Here is a 21,251-nt window from a genome sequence, read left to right as displayed (position 1 = left end):
GCATTCTACGGTCGACTCAGTATTTAGATGAATTATTCTCTAATAGTAGAGAATATCGCATGAGGATGTGGGTGCCGGTGCGTGCCGTAGTGCTGCGAGGCGGGGAGCTTACGGTCCGCGAGACTGCCGATCCCGTTCCCGGGCAGGGCGATTTGCTGCTCAAGACCCTCAGCACCGCGATCTGTGCGTCCGACGTGCACTACATGGACCATCCCGAATTGGCGATCGACGATCCGACGGGTCGGTCGCTCTACGACCCCGACCGCGACGTTGTCCTGGGGCACGAGTTCGTGGGTGAAGTGATCGGCCACGGCCCTGGATGCGGCGAGGCCTTCCCGATCGGGGCCAGGGTGACGTCGATGCCGATCCGGTTGGTCGACGGCGGCGCTGGGGGTCTACGCATTATCGGACAGCACCCCGAGGCGCAGGGCAGTTTCGGAGAGTTGCTTGTGGTACCCGAGGCGACCGCAAGGGTGATAGAGGGCTCGGTGTCCAGCGATGCGGTCGCCGTGGTCGACGCCTTCGCGGTCGGCGAGTTTTATGTCCGCGCCTCGAATCTGCAGCCCGGCGAGATCCCGATCGTCGTCGGCGCGGGCGCAATCGGGCTGTCGGCGGTCGCTGCGCTCAGCGCGCGGGGGGTTGATCCGATCATCGTGTCCGACTTCAGCGCCGACCGCCGCGAACTGGCCCAGTCCGGGTTCGGCGCGCATGTTCTGGTCGATCCGGCACAGCGGTCGGTGTTCGACGCCTTCCGCACGTTGCGCGCCGAACGCCACATGAACGGCTCCGCCGTGGTGTTCGAATGCGTTGGCGCTGCGGGTCTCATCGACAGCATCGTCGCGGAGGCGGAGTTCTCATCGCGCATTTACTGCGCGGGTGGCTGGTACACCGGCGACACCCTCGACATCACCAAAGCCACCCGAAACGGCCTGACTCTCCAGTTCGGTGGAGGACCGCTCCCGCAGGACTGGTACGGCGTTCTGGATGCGGTCGTCGGGGGGAAGCTGAACCCACTGCCCAGCGTCGGCAAGATCATCGGCCTCGACGAGGTGCCCGCGGCGCTGGCGGCGGCGCGGCGATCCGAAGGCCCACCCCGCGTCGTGATCCACCCGAACGGTGACTTCTGATGTCGGACCGCGACGACATTTTCGACCTCACAGTCCGGTATGCAACGGCAATCGACAGCCGGCAATACCGGCTTCTCACGACAGTCTTCGCCGAGGATGCGCGCATCGACTACGGTGTGGTCGGCCAGTGGACCGGTGGCGCAGAGGTTGCGCGGTTCATGGAGGCAGCGCACGTCGGCGCGGCGCACACGATCCATCGAATGACCAACCAGGCCATCTCAATAGACACCGACACCGCGACGATCCGCACCTACGTCGACGCACTGATCCTGATGGAGGACGGCTCGGGCGCGAACCCCGTCGGTTACTACGACGACCACGCCGTACGGACGCCGGACGGTTGGCGGATCGACCGCCGTACCTACACCTCGGTTCGGCTCGCTGCGGTGCCGGGCGCCCATGGGTGACATCGCACGGAGGTACGGACCGTGGGCGGTGATCGTCGGCGCGTCCGACGGATGCGGCGCCTTGTTCGCCGAGAGGTTGGCGCAGGAAGGAGTGAACGTTGCGCTGGTCGCTCGTCGCCGACGCGTGCTCGACACGGTAGCCGAGGCGATTCACGAGCGCACCGGTGTCAAAACCCGGACGCTCGCCATCGATCTCACCGAGCCCGACGCTGCCCAGTCCATCATCGACGCCACCGCAGACCTCGAGGTCGGCATGCTGGTGTACTGCGCCGGCGGGGATCCGAACTACCAGCCTTTTCTTGCCAATCCGGTATCGACAGCCGAAGCCCTGCTGCAACGCAACTGCCTGGTGCTGATGCGGTTGTGTCACCACTTCTCGGGCCTCATGGTCGACCGAGGACGCGGCGGCATCGTGAACTTCACTTCTGGTGCTGCGCTAGCCGGTGGCCGAAACATGGTGGCATACGGAGGAACCAAAGCCTTCGACATGGTTTTCACTGAGGGGCTGTGGGCGGAGTTGCACGACAAGGGCGTGGACGTCCTGGGTCTGGTCCTCGGCATGACCGATACACCGGCTCTGCGGCAACTGGAATTCGAGCGCGGCCGACTGAAATCCGTCGACGAGGTTCCCCAGGGTGCGGTGACAGCCGCGAGCGTGGTGGACGAGGCGTTCGCCAACCTCGGCAACGGACCGACGATCGCCACGGGCGATGACGTCCGGATGGCATTTGAACTTTTCAAGTCCATGACACGCAACGAAGTGGTTCGAATGATCATGCAGGCCAGCGCCGAAGTCATGGGTTCCGACGCACGGCAGCCCGGTTAGCAGCGACCGTGTTCACCCTTCGCTTCGACATGCGAGCGCCCACCATCGGAGCGCCGGCCACCGAGTTATACGCCGCCGCCAGCGAGATGTCGGCATGGGCCGAGCAGCATGGCTGTATCGCCGTCGTGCTCTGCGAACACCACTGCGCGGACGACGGTTATCTGCCGTCGCCGTTACTGCTCGGTGCGGCCATTGCCGCTCGCACGAAGCAACTCTTGGTGAACCTGACAATTCTGCTGCCCTTCTACGATCCGGCACGGCTGGCCGAGGACATCGCCGTGCTGGATCACATCAGCGCGGGCAGAGCCACCTACGTCTTCGGAATCGGATATCGCGCTGAGGAATACGCTCACTTCGGACTCTCGATGTCCGACCGCGGCAGGCTGGCGGACGAGAAGCTCGGCGTGTTACGCCGCCTCCTCGCCGGCGAAGAGATCGAACACGGCGGCAGACGAATGAAAGTCACCCCGCGGCCGCGCACGCCGGAAGGCCCCATGATGAGCTGGGGCGGCGCCAGCCTGGCGGCCGCGCGGCGCGCTGGACGTAACGGTCTCGGCTTGCTCGCCAACGGCGGGGTGCCAGGAATGCGGGAAGCTTACGAAAAAGCATGTCGCGACAACGGCTTCGAGCCCGGCTTTGTCGTCATCCCCGAGCGTGACGCGGCCACCAACTGCTTCGTGGCCGACGATGTCGACGCGGCGTGGGACGAGATCGGCAAGTACCTCCTGCACGATGCAATCGCCTACTCGGAATGGAATCCCGACAACGCGGTATCCGCCAACATCACCACCGCCAGGACCATCGACGAGCTGCGCAACACGTCGTCACACGTGATCCTCTCGGTCGACGAAGCGCGGAAGCGCATCGCAGCAGGTGAAATGTTCAACATTTCGCCACTGTGCGGCGGGATACCGCCCGCGATCGCATGGCCCTACTTGAAGAGATTCGCCGAGCTGCAGTAGTCGAAAGGACACGAGATGAGCCTTGACGGGGGCGCGGCGGAAGTAGGCACGTCTTTGGGATCCGTTCACTTCGACCCCTTCTCGGATGAATTCTTCAACGATCCGTTCGAGATTTACCGCCAACTACGCGATCGGGCGCCGGTCTACCACAGCACGCAGTACGACTTCTGGGCCCTTTCCCGCTATGAGGATGTCGCGAGCGCGATGCGCGATCACGAAAGGTATTCCTCGGCGAAGGGTGTGACGCTCGATCATTTCATCGATCCCGACGCGATGATCCCGCACGGAGTGATCATCATGATGGACCCTCCGCAGCACACCAGAATGCGGTCGCTGGTAAACAAGGTTTTCACCCCGCGTGCGATCGCCAAGCTCGAGCCGATGATCCGGAAGGTGATCGACACAATCGCGCAAACCATCGATGTGACGTCGTTCGACATAGTCGAGGACTTCTCGGCGCTGTTCCCCGTCGAGATCATCACCACGATGTTGGGGGTGCCGCCGGACGGTCGCCAGCAGATCCGGCACTGGCTCGACGCACTGCTGGAACGCGAGCCGGGAAACATCAGCACGACGCCGCACGGCCGCGAGGCGGCGGTGACCATGTGGAGGTACTACTACGACCTTGTCGTCGAGAAACGCGCCAACCCACAGGACGACATGATTTCGCGGCTCACCCAGGTCGAGGTCGAACGCGACGACGGCACCATGACTCGCCTCGACGACACGGAGATTTCGGCCTTTGCGTCGATGCTCGGCGGTGCGGGCGCCGAGACGGTGACCAAGCTGGTCGCAAGCGCCGCAGTGGTGTTTGCGCGACACCAGGACCAATGGCAGGCACTGAGGCGAGACCGAAGCCTCATTCCCGCCGCCTTCGAAGAGCTGCTGCGTTACGAGGGGCCATCGCAATACGACATCCGTTGGAGCAAGGTCGATGTAGAACTTCATGGCACGGTGATACCCAAGCACAATCCGGTGATGCTCATCAATGGTTCGGCCACCAGGGATGAGCGAGCGTTCGTCGATGCAGATCGCTTCGACATCAATCGTCGGCACTCCGGCCACAACCTCGGATTCGGCTACGGAATACACAGCTGTCTTGGCGCGGCACTGGCGCGCATGGAGGGACGCATTGCCATCGATGCCCTGTTGGACTTGATCCCCGAGTTCGAGGTAGACGTCGCGGGCCTGCAACGGGTCAAGATGCCGAATGTCTTCGGATGGGGACGCGTGCCCGTACGTGCGGTAGCGCAATGATCCGTCCTCACGACGAACTCGCTGCTCTCATCGGTGCGCGAAGCGGGTGGAGACGCAAGCCGCGGTCCGGCGCTCTTAGGAAAACGCACATAGGAGATTGAGCAATGGCAACTGAGAAATCCAGAAAGTATCGGGTTGTTCACGTGGGCACGGGATTGACCGGTAAGGAGGCACTCCGGGCAGTCCTCGGTGATCCGGCACTGGAACTCGTCGGAGTCAAAGTGTCCACGCCCGAGAAGGCCGGAGTTGACGCGGGTCGCCTTTGTGGCGAACCGGAGGTCGGTATACCGGCAACCGACGATCTCGACGCGGTGCTGGCTCTGCGGCCCGACTGTGTCACCTACTGTGCCACCGCCGTCCGGCGCGAGAATGACGCGATCACCGACATCATCACTTACCTCGAGGCGGGGATCAACGTCGTGACGATCTCGACGATCCCAATGGTCTACCCGCCTGCGGCGCCACCGGAGTGGCGCGCGGCCGTCGAAGCCGCGGCGGCGAATGGCAATTCGACCTTCTACGCCACCGGCGCCGAGCCGGGCTTCATTAGTCTCAACGTCCCCACCGCCCTGCTTGCCGGCGCCGGAACCGTCGATTCCTACCGGATGGACGAATATGCGATCGACCTGGACAAGTCCTATCCCATTTGGGAGGTGCTGCACGAATCCATGGGCTTTGGAAAGCCGAACGGGCACGTGCCCGCCCGAATCGCATCGGGCAAGGTCACCCACGACTGGGAGACCGTGGTGCGCTACATCGCCGACACCCTAGGCCTGGAACTCGATGGAGTCGAACTGGATTGGGAAACACTTCTCGCGCCAACGGATTTGCAGACTGCCCTCGGCACGATTGCTGAAGGGACGATTTGCGCGCACCGCTGGCAGCTGGCCGGCGTCATCGATGGGCGGTCAGTGGTCGCGGTGCAGTATTTCGCGACGGTGAGTTCCACACCCTGGCCGCAGCGTTGGCCGCGGCCGTCGAGGGAAAACCAAGGCGGCATGGTCATCCGGGTCGAGGGACGGCCCAGTATGTCCCTGGAGCTGTACTTCGAGCAATCGCCCTCGGATCGGGTCAATCCGGGTGTAGCGGTGACAGCGCTGGCCGCGGTCAACTCCATACCCGCGGTCGTGGACGCGGCGCCTGGCGTGCTTGGCTCTCCCTTGGCGGGTCCGGCGATAGTGAGCAGGCAATCGCGAACGCGCCCTGTTTAGTGACCCGCTTGCGCGAATCAGCCTGCCGGCGCGCGAGCGCGCTGTGGTCAATTGCGCCGCAAAACCCGGCGCGATCAGAATCTGGGTCGCGGGTTGCTTTGCGATGAAGGGCATCTCACTTCACCCACACCCGTGACCGAAGCAGCGAAGGACGCGTTGCGCGAGCCTCTCGATGCGCTGACCGGCGAACCGATCAGTTCTGGACAGCCGGTCAAGGCGCCAAACCTCAACCTACAATGCTGCCTTCACGCAGGAAGTTCTCTGTGTACGCCTGATACGTCAGGCTGTCGCGATCGAGGCCGATGAGATCGAGGAAGGGGTGCCACTCCCGGGAATCGACAAACCAGTCCCAACGAGTGATGTGGCCCTCGTCATTGGTCCATACGTAATCCCATTCGTGAAGCTGCAGAACGGTCCCGTCGGCCAGCGTTCCCGCATAGGTGTCGCGGACCGCAAACCCCCAATCGGCGGGCCTGCAGTCGAACGGGGTAACGATTCGAAAGTCGGGCATGTGCTTCCACCACATGCGGAATTCGCAGGTAAGCATGTCACCGTCGGGCGCGTAGCGTTGCATGGCCGCGAGCACCTCCTCGGAGGCGAGGTCGGCCATCACATGATCGGCGCCGCCGTTGAACAGGGGGCACACCATTACGGCGTCTGGCGAGTAGATCCACTCATCGCCGTATGTGATTTTTTTCGTCTCCGGGGCTCTTGCGTACGTCTCCCATTTTGCGCGGGCCAGCCTGTGGTGCAGGGCAACTCGATCGGAGGTCATGCTCCGCGCGTCCTGTGTACGGGCACATTGGACCACCCACAAACATTCGCCATCGCCACCCGCCGCAGTCCACCGCGGTCGACTTCATAGTCAGGGAGGAGATCGAGCAGCGCCTCGAGCGCGATGCGGCTCTCCATCCTTGCCAGCGCCGCCCCCAGACAACTGTGCACGCCATACCCGAAGGCGAGGTTGAAGCCCATTCTGCGCTCCCGGTCGATGTCCAGCCGGTCGGGATCGGGGAACATCCGTTCGTCGCGGGTCGCCGAGCCCGTGACGAGCAGGACTGCGCTGCCCGCGGGAATGGTGCTGCCGTGCAAGGTCACATCGCGGGTGGCGGTGCGTACCTGGTACTGCGAGGGCGCCTCATAGCGCAACAATTCTTCGACGGCGGCGGGCACCTTGCTGCGGTCCTTCCGCAGCTTCTGCCACTGATCCGGAAAGTCGGCGAAGGCGACCACGGCGTTGCCGACGAGTTTCGTCACCGTCTCGGCGCCAGCTCCCCCAAGCATGGTCGCGAATCCGGTGATATCGACGTCGGTGAGCTTCTCCACCTGACCGTCCCGCTCGATCTCGGTTTCGATGAGCCTGCTGATCATGTCGTCACGAGGTTCGGCGCGGCGCTGCTGCACGAGGTCGTAGTAGTAGAGACCGGTTTTCATCGACGCTTCCCGCCCTGCGGCGGTGGTGGCGATCCCACCCGGGTGGCGTTCGAGGAGCAGATCCAGCCAAATGCGGATCTGGTCGCGGTCCTGCTTGGGCACTCCGAGCATGGTGGTGATGACCTCATTCGGGAACAGCGCCGAGAAATCGGCCACCACATCGAACGAGGAGGGGTCGAGCGCGTCGATGCGTTCGTAGACTTTCTCGCGCACCATGTCTTCCAACGCCGCGATGGCACGCGGCGTGAACACGTTGCTCACCAGCCTGCGCATCTTCTGGTGCTCGGGTGGGTCCATCGAGATGATCACTTTGGGCACTGGTATCGCGTCGTCGTGCGCCTGAACCATGTCCAGCGTCGCACCCTTTGCCGACGAATAGGTTTCGTGGTCCTTGGTAGCGGGCGCCACGTCGTCGTAGCGGGTCAGTGCCCAGAAATCCCACTTCGGGTTGTAGTAGACGGGGGCACTGTCGCGCAGGCGTCTGTACGTGTCGTACGCCCCGTTGAAGAAATCTTCAGAGAATGGATCGAATTCGACGTTACCTTCTGAGACCTGCAACGGCGTAGTAGGAGTCATAGAATCGCTCCGGCCTCTTTGTAGGCTTCGATGGTGTCCCAGTCCAGGCCCGCTTCCATCAGCACCTCCTCGGTGTGCTGGCCGTGCTCGGGCGCCCCCGAAGGGGTGACGGCCGTCTCGTCGAATTGGACGGGGTTGGTGGGCAACGAGTAAGGCGCTCCGCTCATCGTCGCGGTCTTCGCGACATAGCCGTTCGCGGTCACCGCCGGGTCGTGGCAGACCTCCCCCGGTGTCTGCACCACACCCCAGGCGCCGGAGAGGTCTGCGAGCGCCTCACGCCATTCGACGAGTGTGCGTTGGGCAAACGCTTCGTCCATCAGCGAGATGAGTTCCGCCCGGTTGGCGAATCGCGTTGCCGCCTCGGCAAATCGCGCATCATCGACGAGTTCGGGTAGGCCGATCACGCGCATCGCTTCCGCATAGAACTTGTCCAGTTGCAACATCATCAGCTGGACGTGGCGATCGTCTTTTGTGCGGTAGGTCCCGACCAAAGGGTTGGGCGCGTCGGCGTGGCGCCAGCTCGGAACCGCGCCGCCGCCATGAATCTGGCTCACTGCGATGTCGGGGCTGAGGTTCCAAGCCGCAAGCCCGAGGAGGGAGACATCCACCACCGATCCCTGACCGGTGGTCGCCTTCCGGTACAGCGCTGCCGCGATACCCCCAGCGATCGTCATTCCGCCGAGCAGGTCGCCGAACGCGGGTCGTGAACGCACCAATTCCTCAGCGTCCTCGGTGAGCATGGCGGCGATGCCGCCGCGCGCCCAGTAAGAGACGCCGTCATAGCCGGGCTTGTCGGCGTCGGGTCCCTTCGGGCCGTGGCCCGACCCGCGTACGTAGACGATGTTGGGGTTGACGGCCCTGATGTCGTCGACGTCGATGCCCATCTTCTTGCGGCGGCTTGGTAGGTAGCTGGTGAGGAACACGTCGCAGGTGGCCGCGACTTTGCGGATGACGTCTTGGCCGCCGGGAGTGCTCAGATCGACGCCGATCGACTTCTTGCCCCGATTCGGTATCTCGATCATGTAGTTGACGGCGCCACCACCCTCGTCGACGATGCCCATCGTCACGAGGCCGCGTTGCGGGTCGCCTCCCTCGCGCGGCTCGACCTTGATGACCTCGGCACCCCATTCCGCCAACACGGCGCCGGCCGACGGTACGAAGGTCCACGCGGCAACCTCCAGCACGCGAACACCGCTGAGTACTTTGTCGACGGAAATGACGGCCTCCATGGGTCACGGCAGTACGGGTGCGAGCGCACCAACAGTTGGGAAACGGCGGTAATGCTCGTTTACACGTTCCGAGAATGTCAGTTTCGAGGGAGTTTGTAAACCGCGGCGGCGCCAACGGGGCAGCGCCGAAGTGCTTACGGACGCGCCGACAGCCGTCCCGGCAAGCCCGGATCACCGTCGGCCCAAAAGGCCCGCCAGGTCGGCATCCGTTGGGGCATAGCCGCACGCAACCGAACGTCGGTCGGCCATCGCATGAACTCGGGACCGGGGCGCTCGGTGACATCGACGGAATACCAGGGATGCTCCCGCCGCTTGACGAAGCACCACTGGCCGTCGCGGCGCTCATAGACGTCGTCGTAGCGCATCGTGATCACATACCATCCGTCGCCGTCCTCGTGTTCGGCGCGGCAGTAAATCGCTCCGGTCGCATGATCGGCGTCGACGAAGTCGAACTGGTGACCGCAGATCAGGTGGATGCTGCGGTAGAACCGTCGGAGCACGCGGTCATACCAGCGCCTCAACGCATCCCTGCCGCGCCCCTCGGCGCCCGCGTCGACATCGTCGACGAACAACGCCACCAATGCATCGAGATCACGGGCATCGAGGGCCATTGCATACTTGCCGGGTAACTGGCTAATCGCGAGGCTCGACTCCACTCGGTCCAACCGGTCATCGCCGGTCGAACCCTTCAATCCTGTGGCCATCGCGGTATTGTAGGCTCACACCGCCTAATGAGAACCGCTGTTCTCGGTTTCGGAAAGGCTACTATTCTGCGCTCATGCCCTTTCCGACGATCTTGCCCACGATCCCTGCACTGGTGAGGTTTTGCGCAGCCCGTTTCGGCGACAGGCCGTTCCTCATCGCCGACGGGCGGAGATTGTCCTACGCCGATCTCGACCGCCGTTCGGCCGCCCTGGCCGCCGCCCTGTTGGCGCAGGGCATCAGCAAGGGCGACCACGTCGGAATCCTGATGCCCAACAGCGTCGACTGGGCACTGGCGTGGTTTGCCACCACACGCATCGGTGCGGTCGCTGTTCCGCTCAACACCTTCTATAAGGCCTCCGAACTGGCCTGGACCGCCCGCCATGCGGACCTGAACGCAATCTTGGCGTGGCCGCGGTTCCGCAATCACGACTTTTTGACCCGGCTGGAAGATGCACTGCCGGGTCTCGCCGGTCAGGACCGGCCAGGGCGCATCATGGTCCGCAAGGCCCCCTTCCTACGGACTGTCGCGGTGTGGGGACCGTCTGATCGGGCCTGGACGACGAGGATCCACGCCGACGGCGCGCTGCCGGCCGCCGACGCCGACTTCCTCGTCGACGTGGAGTCGTGCGTGACCCCGGCCGACGAGGTGATGATCATCTACACCTCGGGCAGCACCGGTGACCCGAAAGGGCCCGTGCACACCCAGGGAACGCTGGTCCGCCACACCTACAACCTCACCTTCATGTACGCCGTCACCCACGACGACGTGATGTTCACGTCCATGCCCTTCTTCTGGGTGGGCGGGCTGATCACCGGATTGCACGCGGTGATCCACCACGGCGCGACGCTGATCACTCAGCCCGCGTTCGATGCAGCAGAGGCGTTGGAGCTGATGGAGCGACACCGCGCGACCATCGCGCTGGGCTGGCCGCAGCAGGGTAAGACGCTGTCCGAGCATCCCGACTTCTCAGCACGCGATCTGAGTTCGGTGCACCGCACCAGCATGCCCGCGATGGTGCCACCCCGGCATCAACCCAAGGGCTCCAGCGGCCTGGGAATGACCGAGCTGTGCGGCAACCACCTCGGCGTCGATCCCTATCTGCCGCAAACGCCCGATCGGTCCGAAACCGGCGGCCCACCAATCGAAGGGCTGCACCACCTGATCGTCGACCCCGACACGGGACAGCCGGCGCCCATTGGCACGCCCGGCGAAATATGGGTTCGCGGATACTCGTTGATGCAGCGGCTGCACAAGTGCGAGCGCGAGGACGTGTTCACGTCGGACGGCTACTACCGAACGGGCGACTGCGGCATCGAGTACGACGACGGTTGGATCAAGTTCACCGGACGGTTGGGCGACCTGATCAAGACCGGTGGGGGCACCAACGTCACACCCAGCGAAGTCGAACTGGCACTGGCCGACTGCGACGGCGTGCTCGAGGCATATGTGGTCGGAGCGGAGAGCGCTGAACACGGAACGGTAGTCGCGGCTGCGGTGGTGCCGCGCGGCGAATCCGCACTCGACGCCGAGTCTTTGCGAGCGCAACTGCGCGACCGGCTGTCGGCGTACAAGGTTCCCAAGCACATTTGGGTCACCGCCAAGCGAGACCTTCCGTTCACCGCGACCGGCAAAGTCAAGAAGCCGGAGCTGGCGCGGCAACTCAGCGAACAGTTGCGCTCGGCTACGAGCTAACCGGTTGCCCGTCGGGCATATTCGTGGTCATCAGGGTCAACGGGATGCCGAACAACGGCTCCAATTTGACTTCGGTCAGTTCGAATCCGTCGCCTTCGTGCCGCTGCCGGAAGTCGGACTTCACGCCGTACCTCGCGGCGATGTCCTCGCCCGCGGCACAATCCGCGGTGCGTACGATGACGGAGAACAGCCCGTCACCGTTGCGCGCGAGAAAGTCCGCCGCGGTACCGGCATCCGTTGGTGCCGCGGCGGTCGGGGCGATGAGCTCGAACCCGCGGTCCCAGTCGAGGCGAACCTGCAGACCAAGGCGCTCTAACTCGAAAGCCTGGAACTGAAAGCCCAAAGCGCTCAGGTAGTCGGCAGCGCGGTCGAGGCGCTCAAGAGCGACGGCGAACACAACGTGGTGCAACTGCGGCAGCTGGGGTGACATGCCAAAGACTCTACGAGCGCATAAAGAGAGATTTCAATTATCGGAAATATCGATTCTCGTTGCGGTAGATTCGCGGCTGCACACCCACACGTCCTGGCGGAGAGGCGCTTTGTGGCACTCGAGCAGTTCAACCTAGACGGTCAAGTGGCGATTGTCACCGGCGCCGGGCGCGGCGTCGGCGAGGGTATCGCCAAGGTCCTTGCGGAAGCGGGCGCCACGGTGGTCGGTACGGCGCGTACGACGTCCGAGGTGGAGCGGACGGTCACGGACATCGAAGAATCGGGCGGCAAAGGACTCGCAATCACCGCCGACGCGCTACAACGCTCCGACAGCGAGCGCGTGGTCCAGACCGCGGTCGACAAGTTCGGCCGCATCGACATCCTGGTCAACAACGTCGGTTTCGCAACTTACGGCCCATTTCTGCGCCTGACCGACGACAACCTCCGGGAAACCTTCGATTATTGCGTCACTTCCGCTTTCATCATGAGCCAGTTGGTCGTGCCGCACATGCTGGCGGTGGGCCGGGGCTCGATCGTGAACATCTCGTCGGGAGCGGGCCGATTCGGGATCCGGGGATTACTGCCCTATTCCGTGGCCAAGGGTGGACTCGAAGCCCTGACCCGCGCCATGGCCCAGGAGCTCGCCCCCAAGATCCGCGTCAATGCGATCGCCCTGGGCGCATTCATGACCACCGGGCTGCAGTCCAGCTTCGACCTGATGCCTGGGTCCGAGGAGAAACTGAAGGAGCTGACGCCGCTGCATCGTATCGGTGACGTCGCGGACCTCGGCCGGCTGACGTTGTACCTGTGCACCCGCGATTGCTATGCGACGAACTCGACCTTCATTGTCGACGGCGGCCTCCAGGGTCCGAATTCCTCTCTGCCCATCCCCGATCTGTAGCCAGACGCAGCCGACAAAGGAGTAACCAGCATGGCAGAGAAGGTTTTACGCGTCGCCGTAATATCGACGGGCGGCGTCGGAAGCATCGCGTTGCGGGCCATCCACCGGCGCGCACACCTCGATCTGGTCGGCGTATGGGTGCACAGCGCCGAAAAGACGGGTCGCGATGCCGGCGACGTTGTCGGGCTGGGCCCTATCGGTGTGACGACCACTGCCGACCTGGACGACATCATCAGACTCAAGCCCGACTGCGTGGTCTACGCGGCTTTGGGGGCCGACATGGATGCGGCCGCGGTGCCCGACTATGTCCGATTTCTGAAGGCCGGCATCAATGTCGTTACGACCAACACACCGGGGATGATGTTTCCCGACAGATGGATTCCCGACCTGGCCGACCAAGTACGAGCGGCGGCGCTCGCCGGCGGCGTCACCATCTACACCTCGGGTATCGAACCGGGATTCGCCGGTGATCAGTTCGCCGTCATGCTGTCGACCTTGTCCAACACCATCCGGTCGGTCCGCGCGCAGGAGATCTTCGACTACTCGGCCTACCCCAACGAGTACTCGATGTTCGACGCGATGGGCTTTGGCCGTCCGCTGGACTTCAGGCCACTGCTCGAACTGGAGGGCGCACAGCGGTTCGCCTGGGGACCACCTATCGGTCTGGTGGCACGAGCTCTTGGCGTCGAGCTCGACGAAGTGACAGAACGCTACGAGCGCGTGCTCACACCACGCGACCTCCACGTCGCGTGCGGGTTGATCCCGGCAGGCACCTGTGGGGCGGTGCGGGCCGAGACGACCGGAATCGTCAACGGCCACCCGGTGATCACCATCGAACACATCAACCGCATGGCGCCCGATCTGGCACCCGAGTGGGCGTCGGCACCGCACGGGACGTACCGCGTCGTCATCGAGGGCGAGCCGCACATCCACTGCGATCTTCGGTTCGGTACCGAACCGACGGCGCAGTCAGCGAACGACGATGCCATGCAGGCGACGGCCATGCGGGTGGTCAACGCAATCCCGTACGTCATCGATGCGGCACCGGGCATCGCCACGTCGTTGGATCTGCCGATCACCGCGCCCCGCAACGCGGTGGATGTGAGCTAGACGGTGAACATCGGCCCGCGGGGAGCGCCCCTTACCTCGTTGCCGCCGTCGATCGCAAAGCTCTGCCCGGTCATCCAACTCGACTCGGGTCCCGCCAGGTAACGGACGCCCGGGGCGATATCGTCAGACACCCCGAGGCGGCCCAACGGGACGCGTTCGAGGAAGCTGCTGGTCAGCTCTTCCAGGTGGATGTAGCCCTGCGTGGTGGCCGCCTCGGTCAGGCCGGGCCGGACGGCATTGACACGAATTCCCCTAGGGCCCAACTCTGATGCCGCGACCCGGATCATCATCTCGAGTGCGGCCTTGCCCGCCGAGTAGTGCCCAAGGCCCTCCATCGGGATCTTCGACGACGTCGAAGAGATGAACACGATCGACCCGCCGTTCGTCATCAGCGGTGCCGAGTAGCGCAGCGCCAAGAAGTTTGACCGCAGATTGCCCATCACGAAGTTGGTGAAGGTCTCGAGATCGAGCCCAGTCAGTGGTCCGGTGCCGCCGGTGGCCACCGTGCCCACGACGATGTCCAGCCGACCCTTGAGGTCATGGGCCGCCTCGGCGGCCGCCGCGACGGTCCCCTCGTCTTCGGGATCGCCCTTCTTGACGACAATTTCGGCATCCGGGACCGCGGCGAGGATGCCGTCGCGGGCCGCGTCCAGGCGCTTGCTCGATCTCCCCAAAAGGTACAGCGCCGCACCGTCAGCGGCGAGCAGCTTGGCGCTCGCCTGGGCAATTCCGGCTGACGCCCCCAGGATGAATGCCGTCTGACCGTCAAGTACGCCCATGCGACCCCGCCTCCATTTATGTATCGGCAGCAGAATACTAATTCTCCTTAATGAGTAAAGGAAGTTCTCAGAACCAGCGCGGTGATGTAACGTACCCGTGTGGCAGACATGAGCGGCAAGGTTGTACTAATCACCGGTGCCGCCCGTGGCCAGGGCCGAGCGCACGCCGCCAGGTTGAGCGCCGACGGCGCCGACACCATCCTCGTCGATATCGCCGGACCGCTGCCGCCGAGCGTCCCCTACGACTCGGCCACTCCCGATGATCTGGCGCAAACCGCCGACCTCGTGGTGGCGAATGGCAGACGTGCCGTCACGGCGATCGTCGACACCCGCGACCATGACGCCCTCTGTGCCGCCGTCGATAAGGCTGTTGCCGAACTCGGCAGGCTTGACGTGATCGTCGCCAATGCCGGCATCTGTTGTCCGGCTCCCTGGGACCGCGTCTCCCCCAGCGATTTTCAGGACACGGTCAACGTCAACCTGGTCGGGACCTGGAACACGGTCATGGCCGGAGCGAAGCACATCATCGCCGGCGGACGTGGCGGGTCGATCATTCTGATCGGATCGGTGGCGGGGGTGAAAGTGGAGCCCTTCATGGTGGCGTACACGGCGAGCAAGCACGGCGTTACCGGCCTCGCCCGCTCATTCGCGGTCGAACTCGGCCGTTACGACATCCGGGTGAACAGCCTCCATCCCGGATCGGTCGCGACACCCATGGGTAGCGGGCGGATGATCGAAGCGATGCAGGAGGCGGCGGAGTCGTATTCGCATCCCCAGTACGGCTTCAGCAAGCAACTCATCCCCACTGCCGTGACGATGCCTGAGGACATCGCGAACGCCGTTGCTTGGCTGGCCTCAGACGAATCGCGGTTCGTCACGGCTTCGGCGATTTCCGTCGATGTCGGGGTCGCTCAGGCTTAGCAGGACGGCGCTCAGTTCGGCCGGTCGGGCGAAAAACGGTGAGTGGCCACCGTCCAACTCGAAGACCCGAGCGCCGATCCGGCCGGCCGCATTGCGCCGGGCCCAGGACCCGCCGACCGCGCGATCATCGCGCATGAGCACGTAGTCCGAGGGCGTGTCGGGCCAGCGGTCGATCGGACAACGTTCGATTAACACCGTAAAGGATTGGTGTCGCAACTCATTGAACGCTTTGCGCCCCAGCGCTTCTGGGCAGTCATGATAGAAGCCTTCCCGCACCGCCTCCCAAGACAGGCCGAACGGTCCCTCACCCTGTTCTTGCGGCTCAGGAAAAGAGATCGCATCGGGGTTGGCGGCCAGGTGGTCGGCGAACGACTCTCCGGGCACGGGCAGGAGGCCACCGACGAACACCATTCTTTGCACCGGGTGGAGCGTGGCGATGACCGGTGCGCACAGCCCCGACAGCGAATGTGCCACAACGACGACGTCCTCGACCATGTCGGGGGACGCGGCACCGACTCGGGCTCCCTCGATCGCGTCGATCGCCACCCGCGCCCATTCCAGGGCACCCGCCGACTCATCATCGACCGGCAGATCCGGCGCAACGACCCGGTGACCACGCCGCGCGAGCTCCACGGCGACCCCGTCCCAGCACGAGCCATCATGCAGCCCGCCGTGCAGCAGCGCGAACAGCGTCATGCTCGGGTCCGCGAGATCCGGGTGGCGAGCTCTGGGCCGGCCAACGGCAACCCGATGACGCGTGTTCGAACTACTTGTTCGGTGTGGCTCACTGGTAGAAGGGTCCCCGTTTGCCCGACCTCTCGAGATGCCCGTAGGGATCGTAGACCTTGATGTTCGGGTACGGGTTCTGTTCGTACGCAGGCTTGGACAGTCCGGCGGTCCGCAGCCCCGCCAGTACCACCAGCGGGACGGCGAACGATACGAGCCCCACCGAGGCCGACACGAGGAGCCGGCGCGTCAGCGCCAGCATGTCGCGGCGCGGTCGCGCCGGTAGCCGGCGGGCGATCCGGTTTATCAGCACCAGCTCGCCGCCTTGGTCCCGGACGCACATCACCGCCACCATCGCGAATATGAACGAGTCATACACCGCCATGATGAGCGGGAAATGAATGTGGCCGATCTGCAGCGTCGGTCCGACCGCCTCGGTGTAGTAGAAGATGCCGAACCTCATCCAGGTGAACTGGACGACTCCGTTGAGCGGCAAGGCGATCACGAACGAGCCGACAAAGACCGCGGCAAGCCGATGGCGCGCCAGCCAACCCATGGGCCGAATCAGGGGCTCGAGGAATCGATTGTGCAGCTGCAGAATCCCCAGACCGGTCAACAAGTAGTACGCCGCGTAACCCCCGAGGAACGACAGCGCGGGTTCCAGGTTCGGCGAGATGTTCACGTACGGCCACGACAACGGGAAGTGCAACATCCGCGGGTCGAAGATCGCGAACGTCGCCCAGTTGGCCAACGGGTCCAGGGCGCCGGTGATCAGCCCCGCGAACGCGATCACCACCGTCCAATGCACCTTGCGTTGTCTTACCGAGAGCCACACCAACGTGGCGATCAGCCCGATGGCCATGGGGACGGAGCTCAGGGCGACCACCAGCGGCCAGTCGTCGAACCCGAGGAACGGCGGATACGGTGCCGGCCCCGGGTATGGGTTGGTGGTGCGCGGATCCCCGTGCGTACCCGATTGCATCGTCGCGACGGTCACGATCGCGAATACCAGGTACCCGGCTATGAACAACGCCCATCCGGCACGGGACAGCGGCGGCGAACTGCCGACCCGAATGGGCCGAGAGGACCCGGAATCGGGGCTGGTGTCCACGACGTCCGTCATGCCAAACCCCGATGTTCCTTTCAACCTCTACAGCCCGGCCCCATGAGAATATGCGTTATCGACAGCGACAAAAAGACTTCGGGACGACTTGGTCCATCTTCAGCCCGCCGCCTCGGCGGGTGTTGCGCTGTTGCCCTTGATGACGGGCATGTTCGTCCACGCGCCACGGTCGTCGCGATACCACCCCGCGGCGGCCAACGCACCGCCATCGGCATGCACCACAGTCCCCGATACCCATGCGGCCAGCGGGCTCGCGAGAAACAAGACGCAGCCCGCGATGTCCTGTGGGGTTCCGAAGCGGCCCAGCGGAATCCAGCGCGGAATATTGTGCCGCTGTGATTGGTGGATCATGCGGTCCAGCGGGACCTGGGCGCTATCCGTGGTTTCCGGCGCCACGGCATTCACCCGGATGCCCTCCGGGCCAAGCTCGAGGGCGAGGCTCATGGTAAAGCCGGTCACCGCCGCCTTGAAGGCTCCGTATACCGCGAAGTGCGGTATACCCCGGAAGCCCTCGATCGACGAGACGTTCGTGATGCTCGCGCCGCCGGCGGCGGCACGCAGCAGCGGCAGCATGGCCCGGCTGACCAGAAAGATGTGCTTGAGATTCACCCGATATATGTCGTCGATCTGCTCGTCGGTGAGCCGCTCGAAAGGTGTCGGCCGCGTCATGAAGTGACCGACGTTGTTCACCAGCGCGTCGAGGCGCCCGTAGCGGCTGCCGATGGCATCGGCGAGCGCCGACACGTCGGCCGCGACGGTCGCATCGCCCGTCACCACGAGCGCCCGATCGCCGAGTTCGCTGCGCAGGTCCTGCGACCGCGCCGGGTCGACCTCGAGTACGACGACCGACGCACCCAGGCCGGCAAAGGCCAGCGCCGTGGCGCGCCCGATGCCCGCGCCACCGCCGGTGACAAGCACCACCTTGTCGTTGAAGTCGATCATTCCGCCTCCTGTTTTGCGTCGCCGAAGCGCAAATGATCCGGCCGCGACGAGAATATCGATTCTCGCATGCGAGAATAGCGGCTAACCTTCAGTTACGGATTCGGCCAGAGGAAAGCGGGCTATGAGCGACCGGCACTCCAACATCGCGGGGACGCGGATGCTGATCATCGGGGCGTCCTCCGGCATTGGACAGGCGTTGGCAATTGCCGCCCACTCCAGGGGGGCTCGCGTCGCGCTCGCCGCACGGCGGGTGGAGCTGCTGTCGGACCTGGCCGATCGGCTGCACGGATCGGCCCACGAGTTGGACGTTTCGGACCCGCGCGCGGTGGAGACCGTCGTCGCCGAGGTCGCCGCGAACCTGGGCAAGCTCGACGCGGTGGTGTTCACCAGCGCCGTGGTGCCCTTCGTGCTGATCGAAGACACCGATGTGGAAACCTGGCTGCATTCCTACGCCGTCAATGCCGTCGGCGCCTCCCACGTGCTTCGGGCGGCCCTTCCCCACTTGACCGACGACGCCACGGTCATCGTCGCATCCAGCCATGACGTCGGTCGCCCCCGCGCCGGCGTGGCCGCCTACCACGCGAGCAAGGCCGCGCTAGACGAGATCTTGCGATCCTGGCGCGCCGAGCATCCCGAACTGGCCGTGATCCGGGTTAGCGTTGGCCCGACCTGTGACACCGAGATCCTGCGCGGCGCCGACCGGGATCTGCTGGCCGATCTATACCGGGCCTGGGCGCGGGCGGGCCAGATTCCTGAGGAAATGTCCACGGTGGACGACGTGGCCAACGCCATGCTGTCCCTGATCGCCATCTCACGCGCGAACCCCACCGTCGTCAGCGAGATCGTGCATCTTGCCCCGCGGATCACCAAGACTCGGTGATACTACGAACCGCGAAGGGCGGATGACTGAATGGATCTTGGTTTTGAGGGCGCGACGGCGGTCGTAACCGGCGGCAGTAAGGGAATGGGGCTGGCGATCGCCGAGAGTCTCGCGGCGGAAGGCGCCTCCGTGGCGATCATGGCGCGCGGTCGGGCGGCGCTGGATTCGGCCGCCAGGCGAATCCGCGCCGCGGGGGCACCCGAAGTACTCACCGTCAGCGTCGACATGTCCGATGGCGATTCCATCACTTCGGGCTTTGCCTGCATTGGTCATTCGTGGGACACCCTGAACGTCCTGGTGCACACCGTGGGTCCGAACGCGGGCGCGTTCGACGATCTGAACGACGACGACTGGCACGCCGCATTCGATCTCGGCACCCTGTCCGCGGTGCGATCCGTGCGGGCCGCGCTGCCGATGCTGCGATCAGCCGAGTGGGCCCGCATCGTCACCCTCTCCGCACACTCCATCCAGCGACAGAGCCCGCGGCTGGTCGCCTACACGGCAGCGAAATCGGCGCTGTCCAGCTTCACCAAGAACTTGTCGAAAAGCCTTGGAGCCGAGGGCATTCTTGTGAACTGCGTCTGTCCGGGAACCATTGTGACGGCAAGCTTTACCGAGGTTCTGCAGGATGCGCTCGCGGCAGACGGGCTCGACTCGTCGGATCCCAGGGACGTGATGAGCTGGGTCGAGAAGACCTTCGGCCATCCGTGCGATATCGGTCGCGCCGGGCTGCCGGAGGAGATCGCCTCCATCACCACGTATCTGGCGTCGCGACGCAACGGCTATGTGACGGGTGCGACCGTCAACGTCGACGGCGGATCGGACTTCATCTGACCCTCCTCGCCCATCCATCCGGCTCTGAAGGGAGTGGAGACTTGACCGTGAATTCCCGGCGTCTTCGAGTCATTCAGTGGGCAACCGGTGCCGTAGGCACCGAGATGATCAAGACCATCCTCGACTACCGGGCCGACCTCGAGCTGGTGGGAGCGCGGGTCTACTCCGATTCAAAGAACGGCGTCGACGTCGGGACGCTGGTGGGCCGGAACCCAGTCGGCGTCAACGCAACCACCGATGTCGCGGACATTCTCGCGATCGAGGCCGATCTCGTGCTCTACGCGCCGTCGTTCACCAGTCTCGACGACGTGTGCGCGCTGCTGGAGAGCGGCAAGAACGTTGCGACCGTCTCGTTCCTTTTCCACCCGCAGCGCATCGGCGATGCGGACCGTCGACGGCTGCTGGCGGCCTGCCGCAAGGGCAACAGCACGATCCACGCGAGCGGTCTCAACCCGGGCAACCTATCTGGCGTTTTGCCGCTCGCGCTGTCGGGTATGAGTCGCTCGATTGACAGGTTCAGTCTGCAGGAGCGCGCAGACTGGTCGCTCTGGGAGAGCACCGAAATAACCTTCGACGGAATGTGGTTCGGACGACCGACCGAGGACATCACCCCGACGGCCAACGAGTTCCTGACATTCAACACCGCCCTGTTCACCCAGCAGACCTGGTTCATCGCCGACACGTTGAACGCTGCCATCGACGATGTCACAGTCACTGTTGACGCAGTGCCCGCCACCAAGGACTTCGAGATCTTCGACCACCGGGTTCGCGCCGGCACGACAGCCGGTCAGCGGTGGAACTTCGTCGGGAACCGTCGCGGCGAGCCGATCATCGAATTCGAGACGCTGTGGACCGTCGGCGGCGAGTATCCGGAGCACTGGCCCACACCGGATGACGGCTGGACCCTCACGCTCGAAGGCGACCCGTCCATGCGCGTGCACTTCTTCTGCCTGGCCAGCTACTCGCGGCCGGCGTCGGTCGCCGAACACGTCCGGGCGGGTCTTGTCGCGGTTGCGCTACAGGTCGTCAACGCCATACCGGCGATATGTGCCGCCCCCGCGGGTTTCGCCACCATGGCGGACCTGCCGCTGATACGCAGTTACACCGGTTTCGGTGATGGACCCACAGTCATCAAGGATTGACATCGGGCCGGCCCGGCGCAGCCGCACACCAAAGATC

At 64.4% G+C, this 21,251-nt stretch carries 22 protein-coding genes; 13 read left to right on the top strand and 9 right to left on the bottom strand.

Annotated elements, in window-relative coordinates; genetic code table 11:
* The first annotated feature begins 59 nt into the window (after positions 1-59).
* The 6 genes from A5691_RS23390 to A5691_RS23365 all read left to right on the top strand — a co-directional run bounded on the left by A5691_RS23390 (position 60) and on the right by A5691_RS23365 (position 5,790).
* Positions 60-1,127, top strand: coding sequence for a zinc-binding dehydrogenase (locus A5691_RS23390; protein WP_231972741.1), 1,068 nt, complete (start codon positions 60-62; stop codon positions 1,125-1,127).
* Positions 1,127-1,534, top strand: coding sequence for a nuclear transport factor 2 family protein (locus A5691_RS23385; protein ID WP_067747629.1), 408 nt, complete (start codon positions 1,127-1,129; stop codon positions 1,532-1,534). Before A5691_RS23390 ends, A5691_RS23385 begins: the two co-directional genes overlap by 1 nt.
* Positions 1,527-2,360 (top strand): SDR family oxidoreductase, encoded by an 834-nt coding sequence (locus A5691_RS23380; RefSeq protein WP_067747627.1) that lies wholly within the window; start codon positions 1,527-1,529, stop codon positions 2,358-2,360. The genes A5691_RS23385 and A5691_RS23380 overlap by 8 nt, the downstream gene beginning before the upstream one ends.
* An 8-nt stretch (positions 2,361-2,368) precedes the next feature.
* Entirely contained in the window at positions 2,369-3,322 is a 954-nt protein-coding gene (locus A5691_RS23375; protein ID WP_067747625.1) for an LLM class flavin-dependent oxidoreductase, read from the top strand.
* Positions 3,323-3,337: 15 nt separating this feature from the next.
* Positions 3,338-4,579, top strand: a complete 1,242-nt coding sequence (locus A5691_RS23370) for a cytochrome P450 (protein ID WP_067747622.1) — start codon at positions 3,338-3,340, stop codon at positions 4,577-4,579.
* A 104-nt stretch (positions 4,580-4,683) separates the two neighbouring features.
* A complete protein-coding gene (locus A5691_RS23365) occupies positions 4,684-5,790 on the top strand; it encodes a dihydrodipicolinate reductase (RefSeq protein WP_369807374.1) in 1,107 nt (368 codons plus the stop codon).
* A gap of 226 nt (positions 5,791-6,016) precedes the next feature.
* Here the strand turns inward: A5691_RS23365 and A5691_RS23360 are convergent, their stop codons facing one another.
* From A5691_RS23360 to A5691_RS23345, 4 genes are all read right to left on the bottom strand, one after another.
* Positions 6,017-6,565 carry a hypothetical protein gene (locus A5691_RS23360; protein ID WP_067747620.1) on the bottom strand — a complete coding sequence of 183 codons (549 nt, stop codon included), beginning with the start codon at positions 6,563-6,565 and terminating at the stop codon, positions 6,017-6,019.
* Positions 6,562-7,800, bottom strand: a complete 1,239-nt coding sequence (locus tag A5691_RS23355) for a cytochrome P450 (RefSeq protein WP_068014881.1) — start codon at positions 7,798-7,800, stop codon at positions 6,562-6,564. The genes A5691_RS23360 and A5691_RS23355 overlap by 4 nt, the downstream gene beginning before the upstream one ends.
* Positions 7,797-9,029, bottom strand: a complete 1,233-nt coding sequence (locus tag A5691_RS23350; RefSeq protein WP_068014878.1) for a CaiB/BaiF CoA-transferase family protein — start codon at positions 9,027-9,029, stop codon at positions 7,797-7,799. Before A5691_RS23350 ends, A5691_RS23355 begins: the two co-directional genes overlap by 4 nt.
* A gap of 134 nt (positions 9,030-9,163) precedes the next feature.
* The gene (locus A5691_RS23345; protein ID WP_067747662.1) at positions 9,164-9,694 is read right to left on the bottom strand and encodes a nuclear transport factor 2 family protein; all 531 of its coding nucleotides are present in this window, start codon (positions 9,692-9,694) and stop codon (positions 9,164-9,166) included.
* Positions 9,695-9,807: 113 nt separating this feature from the next.
* Between A5691_RS23345 and A5691_RS23340 the strand changes: the two genes are divergently transcribed.
* The gene (locus A5691_RS23340; RefSeq protein ID WP_068014875.1) at positions 9,808-11,427 is read left to right on the top strand and encodes a class I adenylate-forming enzyme family protein; all 1,620 of its coding nucleotides are present in this window, start codon (positions 9,808-9,810) and stop codon (positions 11,425-11,427) included.
* Here A5691_RS23340 and A5691_RS23335 read toward each other — a convergent pair.
* A complete protein-coding gene (locus A5691_RS23335; protein WP_067747613.1) occupies positions 11,417-11,857 on the bottom strand; it encodes a VOC family protein in 441 nt (146 codons plus the stop codon). The two genes, A5691_RS23340 and A5691_RS23335, sit on opposite strands and share 11 nt — an antisense overlap.
* A gap of 111 nt (positions 11,858-11,968) precedes the next feature.
* Between A5691_RS23335 and A5691_RS23330 the strand changes: the two genes are divergently transcribed.
* Both A5691_RS23330 and A5691_RS23325 read left to right on the top strand, forming a co-directional pair.
* A complete protein-coding gene (locus tag A5691_RS23330; RefSeq protein ID WP_067747611.1) occupies positions 11,969-12,757 on the top strand; it encodes an SDR family NAD(P)-dependent oxidoreductase in 789 nt (262 codons plus the stop codon).
* Between the two features lie 30 nt (positions 12,758-12,787).
* A complete protein-coding gene (locus tag A5691_RS23325) occupies positions 12,788-13,867 on the top strand; it encodes a dihydrodipicolinate reductase (protein WP_067747609.1) in 1,080 nt (359 codons plus the stop codon).
* Here the strand turns inward: A5691_RS23325 and A5691_RS23320 are convergent.
* On the bottom strand, positions 13,864-14,646 hold the full coding sequence (locus A5691_RS23320) for an SDR family NAD(P)-dependent oxidoreductase (protein ID WP_067747607.1): 783 nt from the start codon (positions 14,644-14,646) through the stop codon (positions 13,864-13,866). The genes A5691_RS23325 and A5691_RS23320 overlap by 4 nt on opposite strands.
* A 108-nt stretch (positions 14,647-14,754) precedes the next feature.
* Here A5691_RS23320 and A5691_RS23315 point away from each other — a divergent pair, with 108 nt between their 5' ends.
* A complete protein-coding gene (locus tag A5691_RS23315; protein ID WP_067747605.1) occupies positions 14,755-15,567 on the top strand; it encodes a mycofactocin-coupled SDR family oxidoreductase in 813 nt (270 codons plus the stop codon).
* On the opposite strand, the gene A5691_RS23310 is transcribed toward A5691_RS23315, so the two are convergent.
* The 3 genes from A5691_RS23310 to A5691_RS23300 all read right to left on the bottom strand — a co-directional run bounded on the left by A5691_RS23310 (position 15,502) and on the right by A5691_RS23300 (position 18,358).
* On the bottom strand, positions 15,502-16,263 hold the full coding sequence (locus tag A5691_RS23310) for an alpha/beta fold hydrolase (protein WP_067747603.1): 762 nt from the start codon (positions 16,261-16,263) through the stop codon (positions 15,502-15,504). The genes A5691_RS23315 and A5691_RS23310 overlap by 66 nt on opposite strands.
* Positions 16,264-16,351: 88 nt before the next feature.
* Positions 16,352-17,416: a spirocyclase AveC family protein gene (locus A5691_RS23305; protein ID WP_067747601.1), complete on the bottom strand. Its 1,065-nt coding sequence runs from the start codon at positions 17,414-17,416 to the stop codon at positions 16,352-16,354.
* A gap of 99 nt (positions 17,417-17,515) precedes the next feature.
* Complete coding sequence (locus A5691_RS23300) at positions 17,516-18,358, bottom strand: SDR family NAD(P)-dependent oxidoreductase (protein ID WP_067747599.1); 843 nt, start codon at positions 18,356-18,358, stop codon at positions 17,516-17,518.
* A 121-nt stretch (positions 18,359-18,479) separates the two neighbouring features.
* Here A5691_RS23300 and A5691_RS23295 point away from each other — a divergent pair, with 121 nt between their 5' ends.
* The 3 genes from A5691_RS23295 (at position 18,480) to A5691_RS23285 (ending at position 21,214) form a co-directional block, all read left to right on the top strand.
* Entirely contained in the window at positions 18,480-19,238 is a 759-nt protein-coding gene (locus A5691_RS23295) for an SDR family oxidoreductase (protein ID WP_067747597.1), read from the top strand.
* 30 nt (positions 19,239-19,268) lie between these two features.
* Positions 19,269-20,072 carry an SDR family NAD(P)-dependent oxidoreductase gene (locus tag A5691_RS23290; protein WP_068014871.1) on the top strand — a complete coding sequence of 268 codons (804 nt, stop codon included), beginning with the start codon at positions 19,269-19,271 and terminating at the stop codon, positions 20,070-20,072.
* A gap of 104 nt (positions 20,073-20,176) precedes the next feature.
* Positions 20,177-21,214, top strand: coding sequence for a dihydrodipicolinate reductase (locus A5691_RS23285; protein ID WP_068014868.1), 1,038 nt, complete (start codon positions 20,177-20,179; stop codon positions 21,212-21,214).
* Positions 21,215-21,251 lie beyond the last annotated feature (37 nt).

The sequence above is a fragment of the Mycobacterium sp. E183 genome (assembly GCF_001667735.1).
In the GTDB taxonomy this organism is placed as follows: domain Bacteria; phylum Actinomycetota; class Actinomycetes; order Mycobacteriales; family Mycobacteriaceae; genus Mycobacterium.
This window is presented reverse-complemented; position numbering and strand designations above follow the sequence as displayed.